This is a genomic window from Stappia sp. ICDLI1TA098 (assembly GCF_054880955.1).
On the sequence record NZ_JBTZBT010000002.1, the window covers coordinates 1,006,251 to 1,027,907 of the forward strand.

Annotated in this window: 21 protein-coding genes; 11 read left to right on the plus strand and 10 right to left on the minus strand. The window is 66.8% G+C overall.

What is annotated here, in order from left to right; all coding sequences use genetic code 11:
* Positions 1 to 96: 96 nt before the first annotated feature.
* Positions 97 to 1,668 carry a DHA2 family efflux MFS transporter permease subunit gene (locus tag ACSLUQ_RS14900; protein ID WP_461808958.1) on the minus strand — a complete coding sequence of 524 codons (1,572 nt, stop codon included), beginning with the start codon at positions 1,666 to 1,668 and terminating at the stop codon, positions 97 to 99.
* 11 nt (positions 1,669 to 1,679) lie between these two features.
* A complete protein-coding gene (locus tag ACSLUQ_RS14905) occupies positions 1,680 to 2,861 on the minus strand; it encodes an HlyD family secretion protein (protein ID WP_417771744.1) in 1,182 nt (393 codons plus the stop codon).
* A gap of 454 nt (positions 2,862 to 3,315) precedes the next feature.
* Between ACSLUQ_RS14905 and ACSLUQ_RS14910 the strand changes: the two genes are divergently transcribed.
* Positions 3,316 to 3,981 carry a TetR/AcrR family transcriptional regulator gene (locus ACSLUQ_RS14910; RefSeq protein ID WP_461808959.1) on the plus strand — a complete coding sequence of 222 codons (666 nt, stop codon included), beginning with the start codon at positions 3,316 to 3,318 and terminating at the stop codon, positions 3,979 to 3,981.
* A gap of 57 nt (positions 3,982 to 4,038) precedes the next feature.
* On the opposite strand, the gene ACSLUQ_RS14915 is transcribed toward ACSLUQ_RS14910, so the two are convergent.
* The 3 genes from ACSLUQ_RS14915 to ACSLUQ_RS14925 all read right to left on the minus strand — a co-directional run bounded on the left by ACSLUQ_RS14915 (position 4,039) and on the right by ACSLUQ_RS14925 (position 7,231).
* Positions 4,039 to 4,983 carry an isoaspartyl peptidase/L-asparaginase family protein gene (locus ACSLUQ_RS14915; protein WP_461808960.1) on the minus strand — a complete coding sequence of 315 codons (945 nt, stop codon included), beginning with the start codon at positions 4,981 to 4,983 and terminating at the stop codon, positions 4,039 to 4,041.
* Between the two features lie 98 nt (positions 4,984 to 5,081).
* Complete coding sequence (locus tag ACSLUQ_RS14920; RefSeq protein ID WP_461808961.1) at positions 5,082 to 6,674, minus strand: ABC transporter substrate-binding protein; 1,593 nt, start codon at positions 6,672 to 6,674, stop codon at positions 5,082 to 5,084.
* Entirely contained in the window at positions 6,671 to 7,231 is a 561-nt protein-coding gene (locus ACSLUQ_RS14925; RefSeq protein ID WP_417771740.1) for a MarR family winged helix-turn-helix transcriptional regulator, read from the minus strand. Before ACSLUQ_RS14925 ends, ACSLUQ_RS14920 begins: the two co-directional genes overlap by 4 nt.
* Positions 7,232 to 7,442: 211 nt before the next feature.
* Between ACSLUQ_RS14925 and ACSLUQ_RS14930 the strand changes: the two genes are divergently transcribed.
* From ACSLUQ_RS14930 to ACSLUQ_RS14955, 6 genes are read left to right on the plus strand one after another with little or no spacing between them, the layout of a single operon-like run.
* Positions 7,443 to 8,144, plus strand: coding sequence for a creatininase family protein (locus tag ACSLUQ_RS14930; RefSeq protein ID WP_461808962.1), 702 nt, complete (start codon positions 7,443 to 7,445; stop codon positions 8,142 to 8,144).
* A gap of 59 nt (positions 8,145 to 8,203) precedes the next feature.
* Positions 8,204 to 9,175 (plus strand): ABC transporter permease, encoded by a 972-nt coding sequence (locus tag ACSLUQ_RS14935; RefSeq protein ID WP_461808963.1) that lies wholly within the window; start codon positions 8,204 to 8,206, stop codon positions 9,173 to 9,175.
* Positions 9,175 to 10,050: an ABC transporter permease gene (locus tag ACSLUQ_RS14940; protein ID WP_417771737.1), complete on the plus strand. Its 876-nt coding sequence runs from the start codon at positions 9,175 to 9,177 to the stop codon at positions 10,048 to 10,050. The genes ACSLUQ_RS14935 and ACSLUQ_RS14940 overlap by 1 nt, the downstream gene beginning before the upstream one ends.
* A complete protein-coding gene (locus ACSLUQ_RS14945) occupies positions 10,047 to 11,750 on the plus strand; it encodes a dipeptide ABC transporter ATP-binding protein (RefSeq protein WP_461808964.1) in 1,704 nt (567 codons plus the stop codon). Before ACSLUQ_RS14940 ends, ACSLUQ_RS14945 begins: the two co-directional genes overlap by 4 nt.
* Positions 11,751 to 11,766: 16 nt before the next feature.
* Positions 11,767 to 12,651: a polysaccharide deacetylase family protein gene (locus ACSLUQ_RS14950; protein WP_417771735.1), complete on the plus strand. Its 885-nt coding sequence runs from the start codon at positions 11,767 to 11,769 to the stop codon at positions 12,649 to 12,651.
* Positions 12,644 to 13,399: an SDR family NAD(P)-dependent oxidoreductase gene (locus ACSLUQ_RS14955; RefSeq protein WP_461808965.1), complete on the plus strand. Its 756-nt coding sequence runs from the start codon at positions 12,644 to 12,646 to the stop codon at positions 13,397 to 13,399. The genes ACSLUQ_RS14950 and ACSLUQ_RS14955 overlap by 8 nt, the downstream gene beginning before the upstream one ends.
* A 43-nt stretch (positions 13,400 to 13,442) precedes the next feature.
* Here ACSLUQ_RS14955 and ACSLUQ_RS14960 read toward each other — a convergent pair whose 3' ends face one another.
* Positions 13,443 to 14,201, minus strand: coding sequence for an IclR family transcriptional regulator domain-containing protein (locus tag ACSLUQ_RS14960; protein WP_461808966.1), 759 nt, complete (start codon positions 14,199 to 14,201; stop codon positions 13,443 to 13,445).
* 128 nt (positions 14,202 to 14,329) lie between these two features.
* Between ACSLUQ_RS14960 and ACSLUQ_RS14965 the strand changes: the two genes are divergently transcribed.
* Both ACSLUQ_RS14965 and ACSLUQ_RS14970 read left to right on the plus strand, forming a co-directional pair.
* The gene (locus ACSLUQ_RS14965) at positions 14,330 to 15,085 is read left to right on the plus strand and encodes a 3-oxoacid CoA-transferase subunit A (RefSeq protein WP_461808967.1); all 756 of its coding nucleotides are present in this window, start codon (positions 14,330 to 14,332) and stop codon (positions 15,083 to 15,085) included.
* Complete coding sequence (locus tag ACSLUQ_RS14970) at positions 15,082 to 15,768, plus strand: 3-oxoacid CoA-transferase subunit B (protein WP_461808968.1); 687 nt, start codon at positions 15,082 to 15,084, stop codon at positions 15,766 to 15,768. Before ACSLUQ_RS14965 ends, ACSLUQ_RS14970 begins: the two co-directional genes overlap by 4 nt.
* On the opposite strand, the gene ACSLUQ_RS14975 is transcribed toward ACSLUQ_RS14970, so the two are convergent.
* On the minus strand, positions 15,765 to 16,250 hold the full coding sequence (locus ACSLUQ_RS14975; RefSeq protein ID WP_417771730.1) for an Lrp/AsnC family transcriptional regulator: 486 nt from the start codon (positions 16,248 to 16,250) through the stop codon (positions 15,765 to 15,767). The genes ACSLUQ_RS14970 and ACSLUQ_RS14975 overlap by 4 nt on opposite strands.
* 108 nt (positions 16,251 to 16,358) lie before the next feature.
* On the opposite strand from ACSLUQ_RS14975, the gene ACSLUQ_RS14980 reads away from it, so the two are divergent.
* Positions 16,359 to 17,525 carry a M20 aminoacylase family protein gene (locus tag ACSLUQ_RS14980; protein WP_461808969.1) on the plus strand — a complete coding sequence of 389 codons (1,167 nt, stop codon included), beginning with the start codon at positions 16,359 to 16,361 and terminating at the stop codon, positions 17,523 to 17,525.
* A gap of 3 nt (positions 17,526 to 17,528) precedes the next feature.
* Positions 17,529 to 18,659 carry a diaminopropionate ammonia-lyase gene (locus tag ACSLUQ_RS14985; protein WP_461808970.1) on the plus strand — a complete coding sequence of 377 codons (1,131 nt, stop codon included), beginning with the start codon at positions 17,529 to 17,531 and terminating at the stop codon, positions 18,657 to 18,659.
* 86 nt (positions 18,660 to 18,745) lie between these two features.
* On the opposite strand, the gene ACSLUQ_RS14990 is transcribed toward ACSLUQ_RS14985, so the two are convergent.
* The 3 genes from ACSLUQ_RS14990 to ACSLUQ_RS15000 are packed head-to-tail and all read right to left on the minus strand — an operon-like array spanning position 18,746 to position 21,648.
* On the minus strand, positions 18,746 to 19,681 hold the full coding sequence (locus ACSLUQ_RS14990) for a sugar ABC transporter substrate-binding protein (RefSeq protein ID WP_417771727.1): 936 nt from the start codon (positions 19,679 to 19,681) through the stop codon (positions 18,746 to 18,748).
* Positions 19,682 to 19,708: 27 nt separating this feature from the next.
* Positions 19,709 to 20,671 (minus strand): ABC transporter permease, encoded by a 963-nt coding sequence (locus tag ACSLUQ_RS14995; protein WP_461808971.1) that lies wholly within the window; start codon positions 20,669 to 20,671, stop codon positions 19,709 to 19,711.
* Positions 20,671 to 21,648: an ABC transporter permease gene (locus tag ACSLUQ_RS15000; protein WP_461808972.1), complete on the minus strand. Its 978-nt coding sequence runs from the start codon at positions 21,646 to 21,648 to the stop codon at positions 20,671 to 20,673. Before ACSLUQ_RS15000 ends, ACSLUQ_RS14995 begins: the two co-directional genes overlap by 1 nt.
* Between the last annotated feature and the right edge of the window lie 9 nt (positions 21,649 to 21,657).

Genomic DNA, 21,657 nt, shown 5'->3' on the forward strand with positions numbered 1-21,657 from the left:
AAGACGGAGCAGGCACCTGGACGCCGCCTCCTTCCATCGGAAGGCAGGCGGCGTCTTTTTTATTGCAAGGGGGGAAACGCCGCGACCGGCAGGGGCTCAGTGACCGCCGCCGCCACCGCCCATGGCCTTCGGCCGCTCGACGAAGAACAGCGCGAAAAGCAGCGCGAAGAACAGCCAGGTGAGCAGGTAGAACACATCCGCGAAGGACATGACGAAGGCCTCGCGGGTGACGATGCCGGACAGCGCCTTGAGCCCCGCCTTGTCAGCGAGATCGCCGAGCGAACTGTAGGCGCCGGTCATCATGTTCAGCGTCTCGTTGACAACCGGCCGCGACCAGTTGAGGCTTTCGGAAAGCCGCGCATAGTGGAAATCCTGGCGGTTGGTCAGCACCGTGCCGATGACCGCAAGCCCCACGGCGCCGCCAAGATTCCGGGTCAGGTTGAACAGGCCGGAGGCGTTCTTGATCATCGACGGCGGCAGCATGCCAAGGGCTATGTTGTTGATCGGCACCATGCAGATCATCAGCGAGCAGCCGCGCAGGATCTGCGGCACGAACAGCTCCCAGAAATCCCAGTCGTGGGTGAGGCCGGTCACCATCCAGGTGCCGATGCCGAAGCCGGCGAAGCCGATGCCCATCATCACCCGCGGATCGAGAAGGCTCATCAGCCGCCCGGCAATCGGCGCGGTCAGGAACATCGCCGCGCCGGAAACGAACATGGTCTCGCCGATCTGCAGCGAATTGTAGCCGCGCACCGAGCTCAGATAGACCGGGTAGAGATAGGTCAGCCCGTAGAGGCCGATGCCCATGGTGAAGCTGAAGATGCAGCCCATGGTGAAATTCTTGTCGGAAAACGCCCTGAGATCGACCACCGGTTCTCGCGCGGTGAAGGCCCGCCAGAAGAAGATCATGGCCGCCGTCGCCGAAACCACGGTGAAGAGCAGGATCTCCTCGCTCTGGAACCAGTCGTCGCCGGCGCCCTCCTCGAGCACGAATTCGAGCGAGCCGAGGAAGATCGCCATGGAGGCGAATCCCACCCAGTCGAAATGGTCGATCAGCGACCAGTCCGGCTCGTCGAAGTCGATCAGCGTCACCGCCGCGATGGTGACAAGGATGCCCGGCACGACGTTGATCAGGAACAGCCAGTGCCAGGAGCCGAATTCGGTCAGATAGCCGCCGAGCGTCGGGCCGATGGTGGGCGCGAGCGTCGCCACGAGGCCGATCATCGGCGAGACGATGGAAAATTTCTCGCGCGGGAAGATGATGTAGGCGGAGGCGAAGACCGTCGGGATCATGCCACCGCCGATGAAGCCCTGGAGCGCACGCCAGACGATCATCTCGTTGATGGTCGTGGCGGTGGCGCACATCATGCTCATCAAGGTGAAGCCGGCGGCGGAGATGGCGAACATCCAGCGCGTCGACAGCATCCGCGACAGGTAGCCCGACAGCGGGATCATGATCACCTCGGCGATCAGATAGGCCGTCTGCACCCAGGCGATGTCATCGCGCGACGCGCCAAGGCCGGCCTGGATCTCGGGCAGCGAGGCGGAGACGATCTGGATGTCCAGGATCGCCATGAACATGCCGAACACCATGCACAGGAAGGTGAACAGCTTGCGCCCGTCGAAGCTCGGCTCCGCCACCGCGCCTCCAGCGACCTTGCTCGACATCGTCCGCCCCCTTAGCGCCTGTCGGCGATGCTGGAGCCGTCGGCCCCGGCCAGGCGCCCGCCGGTGCGGGTGTCGACCTCGACGATGACCGACATGCCCGCGCGCAGCGGATGGTCCGCGGCGTCATGCGCGTCGACCAGAATCTTCACCGGCACGCGCTGGACGACCTTGGTGAAGTTGCCGGTGGCGTTTTCCGGCGGCAGCAGGCTGAAGACGGACCCGGTCGCCGGCGAGATGCTCTCGACCTTGCCGCGCATCACGACGTCCGGATAGGCATCGACGGTGAAGGTCACGTCGCCGCCCTCGGCGATGCCCCCGAGCTGAGTTTCCTTGAAGTTGGCCTCGACATGGGCCGACTTGAGGGGAACGATGGCGGCCAGGCGGCTGCCGGCCTGAAGAAAGCTGCCGACCTGAGCGGCGCGGTTGCCGAAGATACCGTCGACGGGGGCGCGCACGACCGTGAAGCCGAGATCGCGCTCGGCCTTCTCAAGTGCGGTCTCGGCCGATTTCACGGAGGTTTCCGCCTCGTTCTTCTGGCTTTCCAGAACCGCGACATTGGCCTTGGCGAGTTCGACGGCGGCTCGAGCCTTCTCCACATTGGCGTCGGCCGCCTTGCGGTCGGTGCGGGCGGTATCGAGAGTCGCCTGGCTGACGACGTTGTTCTTCGTCAGCTTCTCGCGGCGCTGGAAGATGAGTTCGGCATCCTCGCGTGTCGCCTGGGCGACCAGAACACCTGCCTCGGCCTCGCGCACGGAGGCCTGGCTGGCGATGACCTGCTCGGAGATCCGCGCAACGGCGGCCTTCGCCGAGGCGAGGCTGTCGCGGGCGGCCTCGACCGCGAGCCTATAGTCGCCGTCGTCGATGCGCAGAAGCACGTCGCCCGCCTTCACCGGCGCGTTGTCCACCGCCTTGATGCTGGCGACATAGCCTGACACCTTGGACAGGACCACGGTGATGTCGGTGTCGACATAGGCGTCGTCCGTCGTTTCCATGAACCGGCCGTGGGTCCACCAGGCGTGCCCCTCATAGGTGCCGGCGGCAAGGCCGATAAGCGCAAGCACCAGAAAGATGCGCTTGGCCTTGCCGCCGCTCTTCTTCGGCTTTTGCGGGGAAGCCTCCGAAGACGAGATGGACGAGGACGCCGTTGCCGGAACACCGCCCGAGCCGCCCTGGTCGCCGTTTGCGGCGCTCACGGCGCCGCCCGCCGGCGCGGAGCCGGTCCGAGTATCATCTGCACTCACGATAAAGACACCTTGCTTGCGCATTGATCGGCCTTCGCGCGCCTTGCGGAAAAGCCGGGGCGAAGGCTTCAGCCATTCGCAAATATCTCTCTTGACTGAACGGTTCGGTCAGTCGCTTATATAGAGCGAGCCGGCGCCCTTTTGCAAGAGCGCTTGCGTGTGTGCAGTGCGAAATGATTGCCGCCCTCCGGCAACAGGGTTAAGCAAAGGCGCGGTTTGGCCGCCGCTGCCCTGCGCTGCATCGCAACAATATCGGGCAGATGGCGCGGACGGCGCCTCTTGCCCGGCGACTATCACAAACGCGGAAAACGCGATGGCCGGAATGGGCCGAACGGGATATCTGTCGGAGAGCTTTCGAGGATCCCGCGAGGTGGCAAGGGGGACCGGTCAGGCTGAGGCGACAGGAATGACGAAGACAGCAATCCAGCCCGGAGCCCGGGGAACGGACAGCGACAACGACACGCAGGACCAGCCCGACACGGCAAAGCGTCGGCAGATCCTGGCTGGCGCGCGTTCCGCATTCCGCGCGCATGGCTACGACGGCGCCTCGATGGAAATGGTGGCGCGCACCGCGGGCGTTTCCAAGGGCACGCTCTACGTCTACTTCGAGAACAAGGCGGCGCTGTTTCGCGCGCTTATCCTGGAAGAGCGGCTCGACCAGGCCGAGACCTTCCTGCAGTGCGACGACATGTCGGGCGACATCCGCGACCAGCTCGTCAACGTGGCCCAGCGCTTTCTGGCCAAGATGATGCGCCCGGAACGGCTGTCGACGCTGCGCATGGTGATCGGGGCAACCGAACAGTTCCCCGAGTTCGGCAAACTGCTCTATGAGGCCGGGCCGATGAAGGGGATCGGGCGCCTGGCCAAGGTGCTCGACCGGCGCGTGGCCAGCGGCGACCTCACCTGCCCGGATACCGAGCTTGCCGCCAGCCATTTCATCGACTTGTGCGGCTCGAGCCTGCTGAAGCGGGCAATGTTCGTGCCCGGCACCGAATTCACCCAGGCGGAGATCGACCGGGTCGTCTCCTCCGCCGTCAGCGTGTTTCTCGCCGCCTACGGCAAGAAAGCCTGAGGCAAGGGATTTCGGACACGCCCGCCGCGACGCGGGCGTGTCCCTGCGCCATCCGCCTCAGACGCGGAAGACCTCGGCGTGGCTTGCCACGAAGGTCTCGCCCTGCGGCGTCACCCAGCCACGGAACATGCCGTCGGTGTTGTAGGGAGCGGCGATGGACCCGTCCGCGCCGACCGCGACGAGACCGGCACCGACCTTCACCTCGGCCAGATCGCCCCGGATCACCTTGTCTGCCGCCGCTTCCAGGCTTTCGCCCAGATAGGCGACACGGCTCGCCACTTCGTGGCCGACCGCATGCAGGATGAAATACTCCCCCTTGCCGGTGCCCGAAACGGCGCAGACGCCGTCGCGTGCGTAGGTTCCGGCCCCGGCGATGGGGCTGTCGCCGATGCGCCCCGCCGGCTTGTCGTTGTAGCCGCCGGTCGAGGTCGCGGCGGCGAGATGGCCGCGGCCATCGAGCGCAACCGCGCCGACGGTGCCGTGCTTTTCCGCCTCGCTCGCCTTCGCCGCCGTTCCCGCAGCCCGATGGGCCTTCATAGCGGCCAGAGCCTGAACCCGACGCGGGGTGGTGAAATAGTCGGGCTCGACCATGGCGAGACCGGCGGAACGGGCGAAATCATCCGCCGCCGGGCCACCAAGCAGCACCGCATCGCCAGCTTCCATCACCTTGCGCGCCGCCTTTACCGGATTGCGGATGCGGGCGGCCAGCGTCACACCGCCGGCGGAAAGGCTCGCGCCGTCCATGATCGAGGCGTCGAGTTCATGAGCGCCGGCGGTGTTCAGCGCAGCGCCGTAACCGGCGTTGAAATGGGGGCTGTCCTCCATGACCACGACCGCCGCCTCGACCGCATCAAGCGCCGGGCCACCTGCCCTGAGGACAGCCCAGCCCGCAGCGAGCGCGCGGGCCAGGTCGGCGCGCGCGGCGACCCATTCCTCCTCGCTCAGGTCGAGCTTCGCCATGACACCGCAACCGCCGTGAATTGCCAGCGCGACAGGACCCATATCCGAAATCTCCAATGCTCCCGCCACCCGCGGCGGAATGTCCGAAAAAAGGCCGGGTCCCGACGGACCCGGCCCGATCTGTCAGCCAGCCCGCGCGATCACTTGGCCGGGCGGATGTTCATCGCCAGCGTGTCCTCGTCGGAGCGCGGGGTGATGGTGAGCCCGTTCTTCATGCCCCAGGCGGTGACGATCGAGGCGATCGGCAGGTTCGGCCGGTCGCTCGCCACCAGCGCGTTGGCATCCTGGAGCGCCTTCTCGCGCTTGGCCACGTCCATCTCGGAGGCCGCCGTCTCGATCAGCTTGTCCATCTCGGGATTGGAGTAGCCGCGCACGTTGAACGCGCCGAGCTTCTTTTCCGGCTCATTGGTGTGGACCAGCGAAGAGAGCGTGTAGTTGGCCTCGCCCGTCAGCGTGCCCCAACCCGACATGGTCAGCGAGAAGTCGCCGCGCGTGTTGGCGGGGAAGAAGACGGCGCCCGGGAGAGCGTTCGCCTCCGCCTCGATGCCGATGGCGGCCAGCATCTGCGCGATGGTCGTGCCGACGTCCTTGTCGCCCGGCAGGCGGTCGTTGGTGAAGGAGAACACCACCTTGAAGCCGTCCGGATAGCCGGCATCGGCCAGCAGCGCTTTCGCCTTCGCCACATCCGGCGTCGGAACGGCAATCTCGGGATTGTAGCCGAAGATGTTCGGCGTCACGAGCTGCGACTGGGCGGTGCCCATGCCTTCCATGGCGATCTCGGTGATCGTCTCGCGGTCGATGGCGAGATCGAAGGCCTCACGCACGCGCGGATCGCGGAAGGGATTTGCGGCGAGCGCCGAACCGTCCTTCGCCGTGACCTGCGGTGTGTTCTCGCGGAAGTCGAAGGAGACGTTGAAGAGATAGACGCTGTTCTCGCGCACCAGATTGACGCTCGAATCCCGCTCCAGCGTCGCAATGTCGGAGGCGGGAACGCGGGCGATCAGGTCGACCTGGCCGGCCTTGAGCTGGGCGACGCGGGCGGCATCGTTGGGGATCTCCTTGCGCACCACCTTGTCCCAGGGCTCCTTGCCGCCCCAGTAACCATCGAAGCTCTCGAGCACCAGCTCTTCCTTCGGCGTCCACGACACGAACTTGTAGGGCCCGGTGCCAATCGCGGCCTTGCCGGAGTTGAAGCCCTCGGAAGCCACGTCGGCGCTCGCGGAATAGTCGGCGGCAGCGGTGTGGGAGACAACGAACAGGCGGATGAAATCGTTCGGCAGCGTCGGCGCCGGACCGTCGGTCTTCACCCGGATGGTCAGCGGATCGACGATTTCCACCGACTTGACGCGCCGCACGTAGATCGTCGTCGGGTTCGGGCCGGTGACATTGGGGATGCGCTCGATGGAGAACTTGACGTCCTCGGCGGTGAAGTCGGAGCCGTCGTGGAACTTCACGCCCTCGCGCAGCTTGAACTCCCAGGTGCTGTCGTCGATCGGCGTCCAGCTGGTGGCGAGACCCGGCTCGAGCTCCAGGTTGTTGCCCGACTTCACCAGCGAATCGTAGATATGCTTGATCGCCTCGGCATGGGTTCCGGCAGCGGTGAAATGCGGGTCGACCGAAAGCGGGCCGGCGCGCACGCCGATGGTGAGATCGGTCGCAAGAGCCGCGCCCGAAACGCCGCCCAGCAGCACCGCCGCCACGGCGGCCGTCCGCAATGTCTTGAGAATGCTCATTCCTCGTTCTCCTCTGGGGCTATCATCTGTGGCCAGTTGTGGGAATCCACGACGACCTTCGCCAGAAGCTCGGAAAGCATCAGCGTCTCTGCCGGGGTGAGCCCGCAGAGCATCGCCTTCTCGCGCTCGACCATGAACTGCATGGTTTCGTCGACGATGCGCTTGCCCTCGTCCGTGATGAACAGGACGAAGCTTCTGAGGTCGGCCGGGTCCACCTCACGGCGGACGATCTTCTTGTCGATGAGCTTCTGGATGGCCCGGCTGATCGTGTTCTTGGGAAATCCGGAAGAGCTGCAGATGGCACTCGCCGTCAGCCCGTCGGCCAGGCCGAGGGAATAGAGCACCACGAATTCCGGCCGCGGCAGACCGAATTCCTTCTCGATCCGGCGGTAGACTGGAACGTTGAACTGCAACGCCACGAAGTTGATGCGGAAGGACAGCCAGCACGGGTTTTCCCAGAGCTTCACCGCGACGAGATCGTCGACGCGCTCCGGGCTCGCGGAGGCCTTGCCGCCCTGTCGCAACTGGTTGTCAAAGGATGGGTTTTCCGTTTCCAAGTCACCAACCTCTTCCGCAAGTCATCCGGTTTTTGTTCCGTATGGAACTTGACGCTGGCAAAATTGGCTGTCAATTTCTTTTTTTAGTTCCGTATGGAACTGTGCATTTGGCAAGCGCATCTCTTGCCGATGCCTATTTCTTGTGCTTTTTCAGCTCTTTCGAGCGGACGGAAGCGCAGGCGAAAGAAGGATGCGAACGCATGGAGAGGCAATGAAGATCGCGGACATGAACTGGATGCAGGCGGAAGAGCGGGCGCAAGCGGACGACCGCTGCGTGCTGCCGATCGGCAGCGTCGAGCAGCACGCCTATCTCAGCCTGGCGACCGACATGATTCTGGCGGAAAAGGTCTCGCTCGACGCGGCCGAGCCGCTCGGCGTGCCGGTCTTTCCGGTCGTGCCCTACGGACTCGCCTCGTCCTTCGCCGCCTTTCCCGGGACGGTCAGCCTGTCGCTGGTGACCTACGCCGGCGTGATCCGCGACATTCTCGACAGTCTCCACCGCTCCGGCTTCCGCAAGATCCTGATCGTCAACGGCCATGGCGGCAACACGCCGGTCGCCGCGGCCGTCTCCGAATGGCTCAATGGCCATGCCGACGCCCGGGTGAAGTTCCACGACTGGTGGCGGGCGCCGCAGACCATGGCCAAGGTGCGCGCCACCGACCCGGCCGCCTCGCATGCCTCCTGGATGGAAAACTTCCCCTGGACGCGCACCGGCGACCCGCGCCAGCCGGAGACGGCCAAGCCCGAGATCGACTATGCGCATCTCGCCCGCGTCGGCGCCGCCGCCAAGCGCGAGCTGCTTGGCGACGGCAACTACCACGGCCTGTACCAGCGGCCCGACGCGGACATGCTGGCGATCTGGGAGGTCGCCGTCGCCGAGACGCGGTCGTTGCTGGAAGCCGACTGGACCTGACGCCCCCGCGCCGCGGATGACGCGGCGCGCGCCTCCGCCGACAAGGGAACGAGGATCCGATGCTAGCATTCCTCCTGCAACGCCTGTGGCAGGCGATCATCGTCGTGGTGGCGATGTCGGCGCTGGTGTTCAGCGGCGTCTATGCGGTGGGAAATCCCATCGACGTGCTGATCGCGCCGGACGTCACCCAGGACATCCGCGCCCAGGTGATCGCCCAGTACGGCCTCGACCTGCCGCTCTGGAAACAATATCTCGCCTTCATGGGCCGGCTGCTCGAAGGCGATTTCGGACGCTCCTTCGTCTACAACATGCCGGTCAGCGAGCTGATCATGTCGCGCCTGCCAGCGACCCTGGAACTGACGCTGACGGCCGTGCTCTTCGCCAGCCTCGTCGGCATTCCGCTCGGCATGTACGCCGGCTACCGGCCCAACAGCCTGGTCGCGCGCACGATCATGGCCGCCTCGATCCTCGGCTTCTCGGTTCCCACCTTCTGGTTCGGCCTGATGCTGATCATGGTCTTCGCCGTGCAGCTCGGCTGGATGCCGGCGGGCGGGCGCGGTGAGACGGTCAACCTGCTTGGCATGGAATTCAGCTTCCTGACCCTGAACGGCTGGTCGCATATGGTGCTGCCGGCACTGAACCTGGCGATGTTCAAGTTCGCGCTGATGATCCGGCTTGCCCGCGCCGGCACCCGTGAACTGATGCTGAGCGATACGGTGAAATTCGCCCGCGCCGCCGGCCTGTCCGAATACACGGTGCTGCGCCGGCATGTGCTCCGGCTGATCTCGATCCCGCTCGTCACCGTCTTCGGCCTCGAGCTCGGCTCGACCCTGGCCTTTGCCGTCGTCACGGAAACGATCTTCTCCTGGCCGGGCCTCGGCAAGCTCATCATCGACAGCATCACGTCGCTCGACCGGCCGGTGATGGTCGCCTACCTGATGCTCGTCGCGATGCTCTTCATCTTCATCAACCTCGCCGTCGACGTGACCTACGCGCTGCTCGATCCGCGACTGAGAAAGGGGCGTTCCTGATGCGTGACACGCTTCTCGCCCGCTTCCTGGCGGAGTTCTCCCGCAACAGGATCGCAACCGCGGCGGCGCTCGTCGTCCTCCTGATCGTGCTGACGGCGCTCTTTGCTCCCTTCATCGCGCCGCAGGACCCCTACGACCTCGCCCATCTGGTGCTGCGCGACGCGCGCCGGCCGCCGGGATATGTCGGCGCCGGCGGCTATGTCCACTGGCTGGGCACGGATTCGCAGGGTCGCGACCTGCTGTCGGCGATCATCTACGGATTGCGCATTTCGCTGGAGATGGGCGTCATCGCCGGCGGCGTTGCCTTCACCGTCGGGGCCATCGTCGGCTGCTCTGCCGCCTATATCGGCGGGCGCTTCGAGAGCGTGGTGATGCGCGTCATCGACCTGCAGCTGTCGTTCCCGGCGATCCTGCTCGCCTTCGTCATCGCGGCGATCCTCGGCCAGGGCCGCTATCAGCTGATCATGGCGCTGATCTTCGCCCAATACGCCTATTTCGCCCGCACCGCCCATGGCGCAGCGGCGGCGGAGCGGCAGAAGGACTATGTGGAGGCGGCACTCTCCGTGCCGCTGTCCCACGGCCGGGTGGTGCTGCGCCACATCCTGCCGAACTCGATGCCGCCGCTGATCGTCGTCGCCACCGTGCAGATCGCAGCAGCCATCGCGCTGGAAGCGACACTCTCCTTCCTCGGCGTCGGCCTGCCGCCGACCGAGCCCTCCCTCGGCATGCTGATCTCCAACGGCTTCCAGTATCTCCTCTCGGGGCGCTACTGGATCTCGATCTACCCCGGCATCGCCCTGATCCTCTTCATCGTCTCGCTCAATCTGGTCGGCGACCAGGTGCGCGACCAGCTCAACCCGAGGCTCCGCCGATGACCGCGCCGCTGCTCGAAGTCACGAACCTGCAGACTTGGTTCCCGAGCGGACGAAGCGAGCTGAAGGCCGTCGACGGCGTGTCCTTCTCCATCGCTGCCGGGGAGGTCCTGGGCCTCGTCGGCGAATCCGGCTCCGGCAAGTCGATCACCGGCTTCTCGATCATCGGCCTGATCGACGAACCCGGCCGCATCGTCGGCGGCTCCATCAAGCTCGAGGGGCGCGAGCTGATCGGTCTGACCTCCTCCGAGCTGCGGGCAATCCGCGGCAAGGCCATCTCCATGGTCTTCCAGGACCCGATGATGACGCTGAACCCGGTGCTCACCATCGGCACGCAGATCCAGTTGGCGCTCGAGGCCCATGAAAAGGTCGACGCGGCAACCGCGCGCGCGCGCGCCATCGCCGCGCTCGCGCAGGTGCGCATCACCGAGCCGGAGCGCAAGGTCGACTTCTACCCGCACCAGTTCTCCGGCGGCATGCGCCAGCGCGTCGCCATCGCCATCGCCCTGCTGCATCGGCCGAAACTGATCATCTGCGACGAGCCGACCACCGCGCTCGATGTTTCGATCCAGGCCGAGATCCTGACCGAGATGAAGGAACTCGTCTCCGAACTCGGCACGGCGCTGATCTGGATCAGCCACGACCTGGCGACGGTCTCCTCCATCGCCGACCGGGTGGCGGTGATGCGCGCCGGCCGGCTGGTGGAAATCGGTCCGGCACTCTCGGTGCTGACCCGGCCGCAGCACGACTACACGAAGGCGCTGCTCGACGCCCTGCCCTCGCGGGCGAAGCCCGGCGAACTGCTTGCCCGCGGCGGCGGGCTGGAGGACGCCGCGCCGCCGCCGCGCGAGCGGGTGCACGCCGACCTGCCGCCCCTTGGGACGCCCTATCTCGTCATCGACGCGGTGTCGAAGCGCTTCCAGAAGCCCGCCGGCCTGTTCCAGCGGCTGGCGGAACGTGCCGGCCTCGCCCGGCCGCTGCCGGCGGTGCAGGCGGTCGATGGGGTGAGCCTGACGCTGAAGCGCGGCGAGGTTCTGGGACTTGTCGGGGAATCCGGTTCGGGCAAATCCACGCTCGGGCGCATGGCCGCCGGCATCCTGCAGCCAAGCGCGGGAACGGTGCTGCTCGACGGCAAGCCGGTGATGAGCGCGGGACGCGGCGCACGCAAGATCACCACCCGCATCCAGACCATCTTCCAGGACCCCTTCGCCTCGCTCAACGGGCGCATGCGCATTGGCGACATCGTTGCCGAGGGGCCGCGCGCCCACGGCATCGTCACGCGCGCGCAGGCCCCGGCCTATGTGCGCCAGTGGCTTGCCGCCGTCGGCCTCGACCCGGAGGTGGCCGGACGTTTCCCGCACCAGTTTTCCGGCGGTCAGCGCCAGCGCATCGCCATTGCCCGGGCGCTTGCCATGCAGCCGGACGTGGTCATCTGCGACGAGCCGGTCGCCTCGCTCGATGTCTCGATCCAGGCACAGATCATCAACCTGCTGATCCGCCTGCGTGCCGAACTCGACCTGTCACTGGTCTTCATCAGCCACGACCTCGCGGTGGTGCGTCACCTCTGCGACCGGGTGGCGATCATGTACCTGGGCAAGATCGTCGAGGAAGGCGAAGCCGGCGCGATCTACGACCATCCGGCGCACGACTACACCAGGCGGCTGCTCGCAGCTGTGCCTGTGCTGCCGGAAGCGGCGGAATAACAAGGAGATGCGGGCCATGGAGCCGTGGGAATGGGACGAAGCGACCTGGCGCGGCCGGGTCGAGAAGGTGCGCGCGGGCCGCTCGCTGAAGCCGAAGGCGTGGAAGGATGGCGCGCGCTGCGCCGTGGCTCTGTCCTTCGACAGCGATCATGAGACCAATGAGCTGCGCGACGGCGGCACCTCCATCGGCCGCATGTCGCAAGGCCAGTACGGAAACCGCGTCGGCGTGCCGCGCATCCTGAAGGTGCTGGAGGACGCCGGTGTGCCGGCCACCTTCTTCGTGCCGGCTGTCGTCGCCCTGCTCTATCCCGACGAGCAGAAGCGCGTCGTCGGCGCGGGTCACGAGATCGGCCTGCACGGCTGGATCCACGAGGTCAACACGCAGGTGCCGCCGGAGAACGAGCGCGAGTTGCATCTGCGCGCCGCCGACACGCTGGAGGCCGTCACCGGCATCCGCCCCGTCGGCATGCGCACGCCATCCTGGGACTTCTCGGATGCGACCCTCGGCATCGAACGCGAGCTGGGGCTGCTCTACGATTCCTCGCTGATGGCCGATGACGACCCTTACGAGCTTGTCGAGGACGGAGAGCCGACGGGCATCGTCGAGCTGCCGGTCGAGTGGATCCGCGACGACGCGGTCTATTTCAACATGAACCGCTTCACGGCGCTGCGCCCCTACACGCCGCCGACGGCCGTGCTTGACATCTTCCGCCGCGAGTTCGACCGCGCCCATGAGGAAGGCGGGCTGTTCCTGCTGACCATGCACCCGCATGTCACCGGCTACCGCTCGCGCATCTTCGTGCTTGAGGAGCTTATCCGGCACATCCAGGGCCATGACGACGTGTGGTTCGCGACCCACGCCGACGTCGCCCGCTTCGCCAAAGAGAACGGCGGTGAGTGAGGCGGGGCGCAGGCTCGCGCTTGTCACCGGCGGCGGGCGCGGCATCGGCCGCGCCTGCGCGCTCGACCTGGCCAGGGCCGGCTTCGACATCGCGCTGGTCGATCTGCTGGAGGACGACCTCAAGCGTACCGAGGCCGAAATCCGCGCCCTGTCGCGCTGCGCGCTGACCTTCGTGGCGGACGTGCGCGACCACGCCCGCGCCGCCGACGTGGTGCGCCAGGTGGATGCAGCCTGGGGCCGGATCGACGTGCTCTTCAACAACGCCGGGCGGCCAATGCCGAAAGGCATAACAGAGATCTCGGAGGACGAGTTCGACGACACCATCGCCATCAATCTCAAGGGTGCGTTCAACTACATCCAGCCAGTGGTTCCGGTGATGCGCAGAAACGGCGGCGGCCGCATCATCAACATGTCGTCGATGAACGCCCATACCGGCGGCGTCACCAGCGCGGTGAGCAAGTTCTCCTACACCGCCGCCAAGGCCGGCATCCTCGGCATGACCCGGGCGCTGGCAAAGGAGTTGGGTCCGGAGATCGCGGTCAACGCCATCTGTCCGGGCGTGATCAAGACCGAGCGCTCGAACGCCATGATCGAGGCCCGCGAGACCGAGCTTGCCGCCGGCATCGCGCTGAAGCGCGTCGGCACGCCCGAGGACGTGGCCAGCGTCGTCACCTTCCTGGCGACGGCGGAGCCCAACTTCCTCACCGGGCAGGACATCTCCATCGACGGGATGCAGTGGATACGGTGACCTGTTCCCCCCGGGTCGCCGCATGCGCCGGGTCGTGCCGCTCTCAGCGCAGGACCCGGCGCAGCCCTTCCTGAACCTTGAGCAGCGCCGGAAGGTAGAGGCGGACGAGATCCTCCGGCTCCGCATGCACCGCCGCAACGCCGGTGTTGAGCGCGGCAATCACGCGCCCGCGCATGTCGAAGAGCGGCACGGCGATCGAACGCAGGCCGAGCTCGACCTCCTGGTCGATCAGCGCATGGCCAATGGCGCGCACCTGCGCAACGCGCGCCAGGATCTCCGACGGATCAGTCAGGCTCGCCGGCGTGCGCGGCGTCAGGTCCGAGCGCTCGACAAGCTCCAGCGCCTCGTCCTGGGGACGCGCGGCAAGCAGCACCCGGCCCATCGAGGTGCAATGGGCCGGCAGCCGCGAGCCCGGCATCAGGCCGATCGACATGACCCGCTTCTGCGCCGCCCGCGCCACATAGACGATCTCCGTCTCGTCCAGGATCGACACCGAACAGGACTGGCCGATGCGCTCGCAAAGCTGGTCGAGCCAGGGCTGGACGATCTGCGGCAGGGGCAGCGCCGCAAGCGCGCCCATGCCGAGGCGCAGCGCCCTGGGCGTCAACGCGAAATACTTGCCATCGTAGTCGGCATAGCCTTCCGCATGGAGCGTGAGGAGACAGCGGCGCGCCGTCGCCCGGTCGAGGCCGGTCGCCTCCGCCACATCGGCGATGGCCAGGCGCGGCGTTTCGGCGCCGAAGCAGGCAAGCACCCGAAGCCCCTTGGCGAGCGAGGCGATGGTGTCGGTCTTGTTCAACATGCGAACAGCAAGTTCCACAATCCGAACAAGTGTCAAGATCCGCACGCCAGCCATTGCACCCGCAGCCGGGGTACAGCAGGCTTGCGACGACATGCAGTTGCCCAGCGCGCCTGCGGGGGAGAGATGTCATGGACAAGACCATCGCGACCGCCCATGAGGCGGTTTCCCGGATCGGAACCGGTGCATCGGTGATGATCGGCGGCTTCGGCGGCTCCGGCGCGCCGATCGAGCTGATCCACGCTCTGATCGACCGCTACCTGGACACCGGAGCGCCAGGGGACCTCACCGTCATCAACAACAATGCCGGTAACGGCCGGGTCGGCATCGCCGCGATGATAGATGCCGGCATGGTGCGGCGGATGGTCTGCTCCTTCCCGCGCTCGAGCGAGCCGCGCGCCTTCACCCAGAAATACCTTGCCGGCGAGATCGAGCTGGAACTGGTGCCGCAGGGCACGCTCGCCGAACGCATTCGCGCCGGCGGCGCCGGCATTCCGGCCTTCTACACGCCGGCGTCCTACGGAACGGAGCTTGCCGAGGGTAAGCCGACGGGTGAATTCGACGGGCGCATGTATGTGCAGGAACGCTGGTTGAAGGCAGATTTCGCGCTGCTGAAGGCCGAACGCGCCGACCCGCTCGGCAATCTCGTCTACCGGCTGGCGGCGCGGAACTTCAACCCGCTGATGGCAATGGCAGCGGCACGCACGATCGTGCAGGCACGCCAGATCGTGCCCGCCGGCGGCATCGACCCGGAAGCGGTTGTCACCCCTGGCATCTTCGTCGACGCGGTTGTCGAGGTGGCCGACCCGGCGCAGGAGGAAGCGCTGATCCGCGCCGGTGTCGCCCACCGGGGCTCGGTCGTGTCCTCCCGGGAGGGCACGGCATGACCAAGCTGACAAACGCGCAGATCGCCTGGCGCGCGGCCCAGGACATTGCCGACGGCGCCTATGTCAACCTCGGCATCGGCTTTCCCGAACTGGTTGCCCGCTTTCAGCCCGAGGGGAGAGAAGCGATCTTCCACACCGAAAACGGCGTTCTCGGCTTCGGCAAGGCGCCTCCGGCAGGCGAGGAGGACTGGGACCTGATCAATGCCGGCAAGAAGGCGATCACACTGAAACCGGGGGCCGCCTTCTTCCACCACGCCGACAGTTTCGCCATGGTGCGCGGCGGTCACCTCGACGTGGCGATCCTCGGCGCCTACCAGGTGGCGGAAACCGGCGATCTCGCCAACTGGCGCGTCGGCACGAAGGGCGTGCCGGCGGTCGGCGGGGCGATGGACCTGGTTCACGGCGCAAGGCGCGTGGCGGTGATCACCGAACACGTCACCAAGGACGGCCAGCCCAAGCTGGTTGAACGCTGCAGCTTTCCGCTGACCGGCGTTGCCTGCGTCACCCGCGTCTACACCAGCCTCGCCGTCATCGACATTGCGGACGGGCGCTTCGTGCTGCGCGAGAAACCAGCCGGCCTGTCGCTGGAGGCGCTTCAGGCGCAGACCGGGGCAAGGCTTCATCTCGACGGGCCGGTCGGCGATCTTGTCGCGCCAGACATGAACGAGGAAGCAGGAGCCTAGGAGAGGGGAACCTTCATCGTCGCCTTCACGGTCTTCATCACCGTGTAGGTCTGGAAGGACCGTACATTTGCATTGGCGAAGAAGGCGCGCTCGGTGAAGGCGCCATAGGCCTCCATGTCCGGGGTCACGACGACGAGGACAAAATCGGCGTCACCGGTGACATAATAGCACTGGGTGACTTCCGGGCGGGCGGAGAGCTCGGCACGAAAGGCCTCGAGCAGGTCGAGACGTTCGCGCTCCAGCGACACATGCACAATGGTGGTGACGCTGGGACCGACGGCCGCCGGATCGAGCAGCGCCACATCGGCGCGAATGACGCCCGCGTCCCGCAGCTTGCGGAGCCGCCGCTGGCACGCGGAAGGCGAGAGGCTCACCCGCGCCGCCATCTGCTCCGCCGTCAGCAGGTTGTTCTCCTGGACGAGGTTCAGGAGTGCAATGTCGTGATCGTCGAGCTTCACCGATTTTCGCGCCGATCCGGCCATGGCCTGCGTCCCCTCTCCTGATTTCGGCGTTTTCTTTCAGAATTTGCAGAAATCCAGCGCTCAATCCAGTCTTCCCTGTGACAAGGCAACGGACCATGGGGAAACGCGATGAACGCAACGCTCTGGCAGGGAGTGGCCGAAGAGGCGACGGACTGGCGGCGGCACCTGCACGCCCATCCGGAATTCGGATTCGAGGAACACGAGACGGCCCGCTTTATCGCCGCGAGGCTGCGCGCGTTCGGCCTCGACGTCCACGAGGGCATCGGCGGCACCGGCGTCGTCGGGCTGCTGCGGCGTGGCGAGGGCACGGGCAGCATCTGCCTACGCGCCGACATGGACGCGCTGAGGATCACTGAAAAGACCAACCTGCCGCACGCCTCGCGCAATCACGGAACCATGCACGCCTGCGGCCATGACGGGCATACCGCGATCCTGCTCGGCGCGGCGCGCGCGCTTTCCCACGAGGGGGGCTTTTCCGGCACCGCCGTCTTCCTGTTCCAGCCGGCGGAGGAACACGGACGCGGCGCGCGGGCGATGCTCGACGACGGGCTGCTCGAGCGCTTTCCCTTCGACGAGATCTACGGCCTGCACAACCTGCCGGGCCTCGAGACCGGGCAGTTCGCGACGCGGCCCGGCGCGCTGATGGCCTCGGAAGACAACTTCGAGATTCGCCTCACCGGACGTGGCGGCCACGCGGCGCGACCGCATGTCTCCAACGACCCGATCGTTATCGCCGCCCATCTGACGCTGGCGCTGCAGGCGATCGTCTCGCGTCGTGCCGATCCACTCGACAACGCGGTCGTCTCGATCACCGAGATCCTCAGCGACGGAACACGCAACGTGCTGCCCGAGACGGTAACGCTGAAAGGCGATACCCGCAGCTTCACGCCAGCGATGCAGGCGCTGATCGAACGCGAGATGCGGCAGATATCGCAGGGCGTGGCCGCGGCCTTCGGAGCCGACATCGAGATAAGCTACACCCATGAGTTCGCCCCGACCGTGAACCATCCGGCCGAGACCGGCCACGCCCTGGCGGCAGCGCACGCCGCGCTCGGGGCCGAGGCCGTCGACCCGGATCCGGTGCCGATGATGGGGGCGGAGGACTTCGGCCTGTTCCTGCAACATCGACCCGGGAATTTCGCCTATCTCGGCAATGGCACCCAGGGTGCCCACGGCATGCCGCTGCACAGCGCCCATTATGATTTCAACGATGCCGCGCTCGCCGCCGGCATCGCCTATTTCACCACGCTGGTGCGCCAGCGGCTCGGAGACTGACCAATGGATACCGCCTCCCTTTCCCCCTCCTCGTCGCCCCGCCCCTGGTGGTGCGCGCCCGGCGCTCCGGAGGAGGTCGCCCGTTTCCTCGGTCCGACGATGGGCCTTGCCGCAACGCCGCTGCGCCACCGGCCGGATCTCGCCTCAGCCCTTGGCCTCGGCGCGCTCTTCCTCAAGGACGAGACCGCGCGCATGGGTCTTGGCAGCTTCAAGGCGCTTGGCGGTGCCTATGCTGTGATCCGTCTCGTCCACCGGGCGGCGGAAAGCACCCTCGGCCGCTGCGTCGAGCCCGCCGAGATCGGCCGCAACACGGAGGTCCGCGAGATAGCAAGCCGGCTTACCGTCACCACGGCATCGGCGGGAAATCACGGTCTCTCGGTCGCCGCCGGGGCACGGCTTGCCGGAGCGAAAGCCCGGATCCTCATCCATTTGGCAGTCGGGACGGAGGTTGAGCGGGCAATCGCCACCCTTGGCGCCGAGGTCGTTCGCATCAACGGCAGCTACGAGACGGCAGTCGCCGAAGCCGCCAAGGCTGGCCGACGCGACGGCGTGCTCGCCGTGCCCGACATCGCCGAGGAAGGCGAGCCGGGATTCGAGGCGAGCCAGTTCGTCATGCAGGGCTACAGCGTGCTGGCCGGGGAAATCATCGACGCGCTCGAGGCCGCTGGCGAAGCGCCGACACATGTGTTCGTACAGGCCGGCGTCGGCGGGCTTGCCGCCGGGGTCATGGGCTACTGGCGAACCCGCCATGGTGCGACGGCGCTGCCGCGCTTCGTCGTGGTCGAGCCGGAGAGCGCCGCCTGTCTCGCGGCGAGCGCGCGGGCAGGACGGCTGAGCGAGATCGCGGCGGACGGGGAAACCATCATGACCCGCCTCGACTGCCTGAAGCCAGCCGCCGGCGCCTGGCCGACGGTCGCAAGCCTCGCGTCCAACTATCTGTCGATCTCCGACGGAGAGGCCCGCGCGGCGATGAGCCAGCTCGCGGCGGGCACGCAGGCAATCAGCGTCGGCCCTTCGGGGGCGGCCGGCCTGGCGGGACTTTGCCGCGCCTGCGGCGATCCGGACCTGAGGACCGCGCTCGACCTCGGCGAGAATGCGAAGGTGGTCGTCCTGCTCACCGAACGAGCGACCTAGGCCGCCCGAGGGCCAGCAGAACGGCATCGGGCCCGGTCGCATGACCGGGCCCGATGCGTTTTATCCCATCCCTTCGGCGCGAGGGCTCAGAATGCCGGTTCGACGCTGTCGACATTCTCGCTGGTGACGACCGTCAGCGGGATCGGCAGGCGCGCCTTGACTTCCTTGCCGTCCAGGATCGCCGCCATGGTCTCGATGGCAAGCCTGCCATCCTCGACCGGTGACTGAACGATGGTCGCGTACATCTCGCCGGACTTGATCGAGGCGAAGGCGTCCTTCTGGCCGTTGATGCCGACAATCGGCGGCGTCGCCTCGCCCGGGTTCGCTTCCTTCCACGCGTCGATGAAGCCGCGCGCCATCGTGTCGTCATTGGCATAGACGCCATGGATGCGGTCGCCGAAGCGGGTGATGAGGTCGCGGCTGACGACGAGCGCCTTCTGCTGATCGAAATCGGCGTTGACCGTGTCGAGAACCTCGATTTTGCTGCCGATCTCGGCAAGCCGGTCGACGAAGCCGCCAACGCGGCCGATGGTCGTGCCGTTGCCGGCCTGCCCCGCGATGACGACGACGGAGCCCTTGCCGCCCAGCGCGCCATTGAGCGCATCGGCCGCCATCTCGCCCTCCTCGTAGACGTCGGGGCCGGTGAACGACTTGATGAAGGCATTGGCCTGCTCGCTCATCGGCGAGTTGATCAGGATCGAGGGGATTTCCGCCTGCTGCGCCCGGGCAAGACCGGGGATATAGGCCTGCGGATCGAGCGGCCACAGGATGATGCCGTCGACGCCGCGTGCGATGCAGGTGCCGATCTGCTCGGTGCCCGTCTGCACGTCGAAATTCTGGCTGAGCGTGATGACCTCGAGGCCGAGTTCCCTGGCCCGGGCAGCCAGCGCCTCGTTTGCCGGCGTGGCATAGGCGTGGGCGTCTGCCGCCGTCACGTAGCAGACGCTCTTCGCCTCGGCCACGCCGACGCTTGCCACCAGCATCAGCGCCCCTGCCAGAAGTCCTGATTTTCTCATGCGCATGTTCTTTCTCCTCCCAAAGACAGGCAATCAGCCAGAGGCGCCCGCCGCGGCATGGCTGCGCGGCCCGGGCCGCACGGTGCGGTCGAGCACGACGAGCACGATCAGAATGACGCCGGCGACGACCTGCTGCACGTAGGCGGGCACCGACTGAAACTCCATCGCCGTCGTCATCGAAGCGATGGTAAGCACGCCTCCCAGCGTGCCCAGCGCCGACCCGCGCCCACCCTCGATGCGGGTGCCGCCGACAACGACCGCAGCGATGACGGTGACGAGCAGCTCCGAGCCGAAGACCGGCGAGCCGGTGTTGGTGATCAGGCTCTGCAAAACGCCGGCAACGCCGGCCAGCATTCCAGCGAAGACGAAGGCAAGAAACACGGTACGACCCGGAGAGATGCCGCTCGCCTCGGCGGCGGCGGCGTTTGAGCCGACGGCAAAGAGATTGCGCCCGGCGACCGTGTGCGTCAGCCAGACCTGAAGCAACAGGATGGCGCTGACGAAAAGGGCGCTGCGCAGGGTGAACACATCGAGGAAGATCTGCGACAGGGAGACCGACAGCATGATGTCCGTGCCCGGCAAGGGCTGACTGTCGGTCAGCCAGTGGGCGGCGGAGCGGAAGATCAGCATGGTCGCAAGCGTCGCCACCAGTGCGTTGATCCGCATGCCAACGACGAGGATGCCGTTGATCGCTCCCGCCAAAGCGCCGGCGAGAACGCCCAGCCCCGCCGCCGGCCAGATGCCGACGACGGGCTGAAGCCCGATGGCGACGATGCCCGCCAGCGCGAAGGTCGAGCCGACCGAGAGGTCGATCTGGCGGGCGATCAGCAGCACGGTCATGCCGATGGCGATGATGCCGATGGTCGAACCCCGGTCGAGACCGAGGCTGAGCGTCGTCACCTTGACGAACCCGGGCACGAACAGGGCGGCGGCGAGAAGCGTCAGGCCGAAAATGAGGGCAACGCGGTAGCGCACGATCCGGGCAAGCGGTTTCATCATGCGCCTCCCCGCCGGCGCAGCGCCATGTCGAGCGCCACGGCGCCGGCGATCAACAAGCCGAGAACCAGCCCCTGCACCGGCGTACGCACCCCCTGAAGCACCATGATGTTGGTCAGGAGCTGAACGAAGACCAGCCCGGCGATGGCCCGTGGCACCGAGCCCGCCCCGCCCATGATCGAGACGCCGCCGACCACCACCGCCGTGATGGCGCTGAACTCGTAGCCGGTGCCGACGAGTGGACGCGCACTTTGAAGCGTCAGGCCAAGCAGCGCGCCGCTCAGCCCGGAGCACAGGCCGGTGATGACGAAGGCGCCCGCCCTCACCGCCCGAACCGGCACGGCGCTGGCCTCGGCGGCGGAGAGGTTGCCCCCGGTTGCGAAGGTCCAGCGGCCCCACCACGAGCGGGCGAGCAGGAAATGGCCCAGAAGGGCGACGGCCAGAAAAACGAGGACAATGAAGGGGATGCCGAGCACGCGGCTTTTCAGCAGGACGGCGGTCTCCGGATTTGCGCCATAGACGATGACGCCGCCGACCGCGGACTGGACGATGCCGAGCACGATGGTGCCGACGCCGAGCGTCGCGATGATCGGGTTGATACCGACGTAGCCAACGAGAATGCCGCTCACCAGTCCGCAGACGCCGGCCAGCGCAATCGCCGCTCCAAACGCCGGCACCGGGCCGATCACGGGCTGGAGCGCCAGCGACAGGATCGCCCCGCAGGCGATGGTGGCGGGGACCGAGAGGTCCGCGAGCCCGCCGACGACCAGCACGAACGTCATGCCGACGACGACGATGCCGATGATCGCCATCGACATCAGCACGTTGAGCAGGTTGTCCGCCGTCAGGAACATCGGGCTCGCGGCCCAGCCGTAGACAAGCACCGCGAGAATGGCCAGCGCCAGCCCGCCGCGCGACAGGAGACCCGCCAGCGCGCCTTCGGCCCTGAAACGTTCGGCGTCTGCGCTGCGTTGCATGGGTGCGGG

Coding starts and splice junctions, on each gene's coding strand:
- ACSLUQ_RS14900 (WP_461808958.1), bottom strand. CDS start 1,668: ATGTCGAGCAAGGTCGCTGGAGGCGCGGTGGCGGAGCCGAGCTTCGAC.
- ACSLUQ_RS14910 (WP_461808959.1), top strand. CDS start 3,316: ATGACGAAGACAGCAATCCAGCCCGGAGCCCGGGGAACGGACAGCGAC.
- ACSLUQ_RS14915 (WP_461808960.1), bottom strand. CDS start 4,983: ATGGGTCCTGTCGCGCTGGCAATTCACGGCGGTTGCGGTGTCATGGCG.
- ACSLUQ_RS14920 (WP_461808961.1), bottom strand. CDS start 6,674: ATGAGCATTCTCAAGACATTGCGGACGGCCGCCGTGGCGGCGGTGCTG.
- ACSLUQ_RS14930 (WP_461808962.1), top strand. CDS start 7,443: ATGAAGATCGCGGACATGAACTGGATGCAGGCGGAAGAGCGGGCGCAA.
- ACSLUQ_RS14935 (WP_461808963.1), top strand. CDS start 8,204: ATGCTAGCATTCCTCCTGCAACGCCTGTGGCAGGCGATCATCGTCGTG.
- ACSLUQ_RS14940 (WP_417771737.1), top strand. CDS start 9,175: ATGCGTGACACGCTTCTCGCCCGCTTCCTGGCGGAGTTCTCCCGCAAC.
- ACSLUQ_RS14945 (WP_461808964.1), top strand. CDS start 10,047: ATGACCGCGCCGCTGCTCGAAGTCACGAACCTGCAGACTTGGTTCCCG.
- ACSLUQ_RS14950 (WP_417771735.1), top strand. CDS start 11,767: ATGGAGCCGTGGGAATGGGACGAAGCGACCTGGCGCGGCCGGGTCGAG.
- ACSLUQ_RS14960 (WP_461808966.1), bottom strand. CDS start 14,201: ATGTTGAACAAGACCGACACCATCGCCTCGCTCGCCAAGGGGCTTCGG.
- ACSLUQ_RS14965 (WP_461808967.1), top strand. CDS start 14,330: ATGGACAAGACCATCGCGACCGCCCATGAGGCGGTTTCCCGGATCGGA.
- ACSLUQ_RS14970 (WP_461808968.1), top strand. CDS start 15,082: ATGACCAAGCTGACAAACGCGCAGATCGCCTGGCGCGCGGCCCAGGAC.
- ACSLUQ_RS14975 (WP_417771730.1), bottom strand. CDS start 16,250: ATGGCCGGATCGGCGCGAAAATCGGTGAAGCTCGACGATCACGACATT.
- ACSLUQ_RS14980 (WP_461808969.1), top strand. CDS start 16,359: ATGAACGCAACGCTCTGGCAGGGAGTGGCCGAAGAGGCGACGGACTGG.
- ACSLUQ_RS14985 (WP_461808970.1), top strand. CDS start 17,529: ATGGATACCGCCTCCCTTTCCCCCTCCTCGTCGCCCCGCCCCTGGTGG.
- ACSLUQ_RS14990 (WP_417771727.1), bottom strand. CDS start 19,681: ATGCGCATGAGAAAATCAGGACTTCTGGCAGGGGCGCTGATGCTGGTG.
- ACSLUQ_RS14995 (WP_461808971.1), bottom strand. CDS start 20,671: ATGAAACCGCTTGCCCGGATCGTGCGCTACCGCGTTGCCCTCATTTTC.
- ACSLUQ_RS15000 (WP_461808972.1), bottom strand. CDS start 21,648: ATGCAACGCAGCGCAGACGCCGAACGTTTCAGGGCCGAAGGCGCGCTG.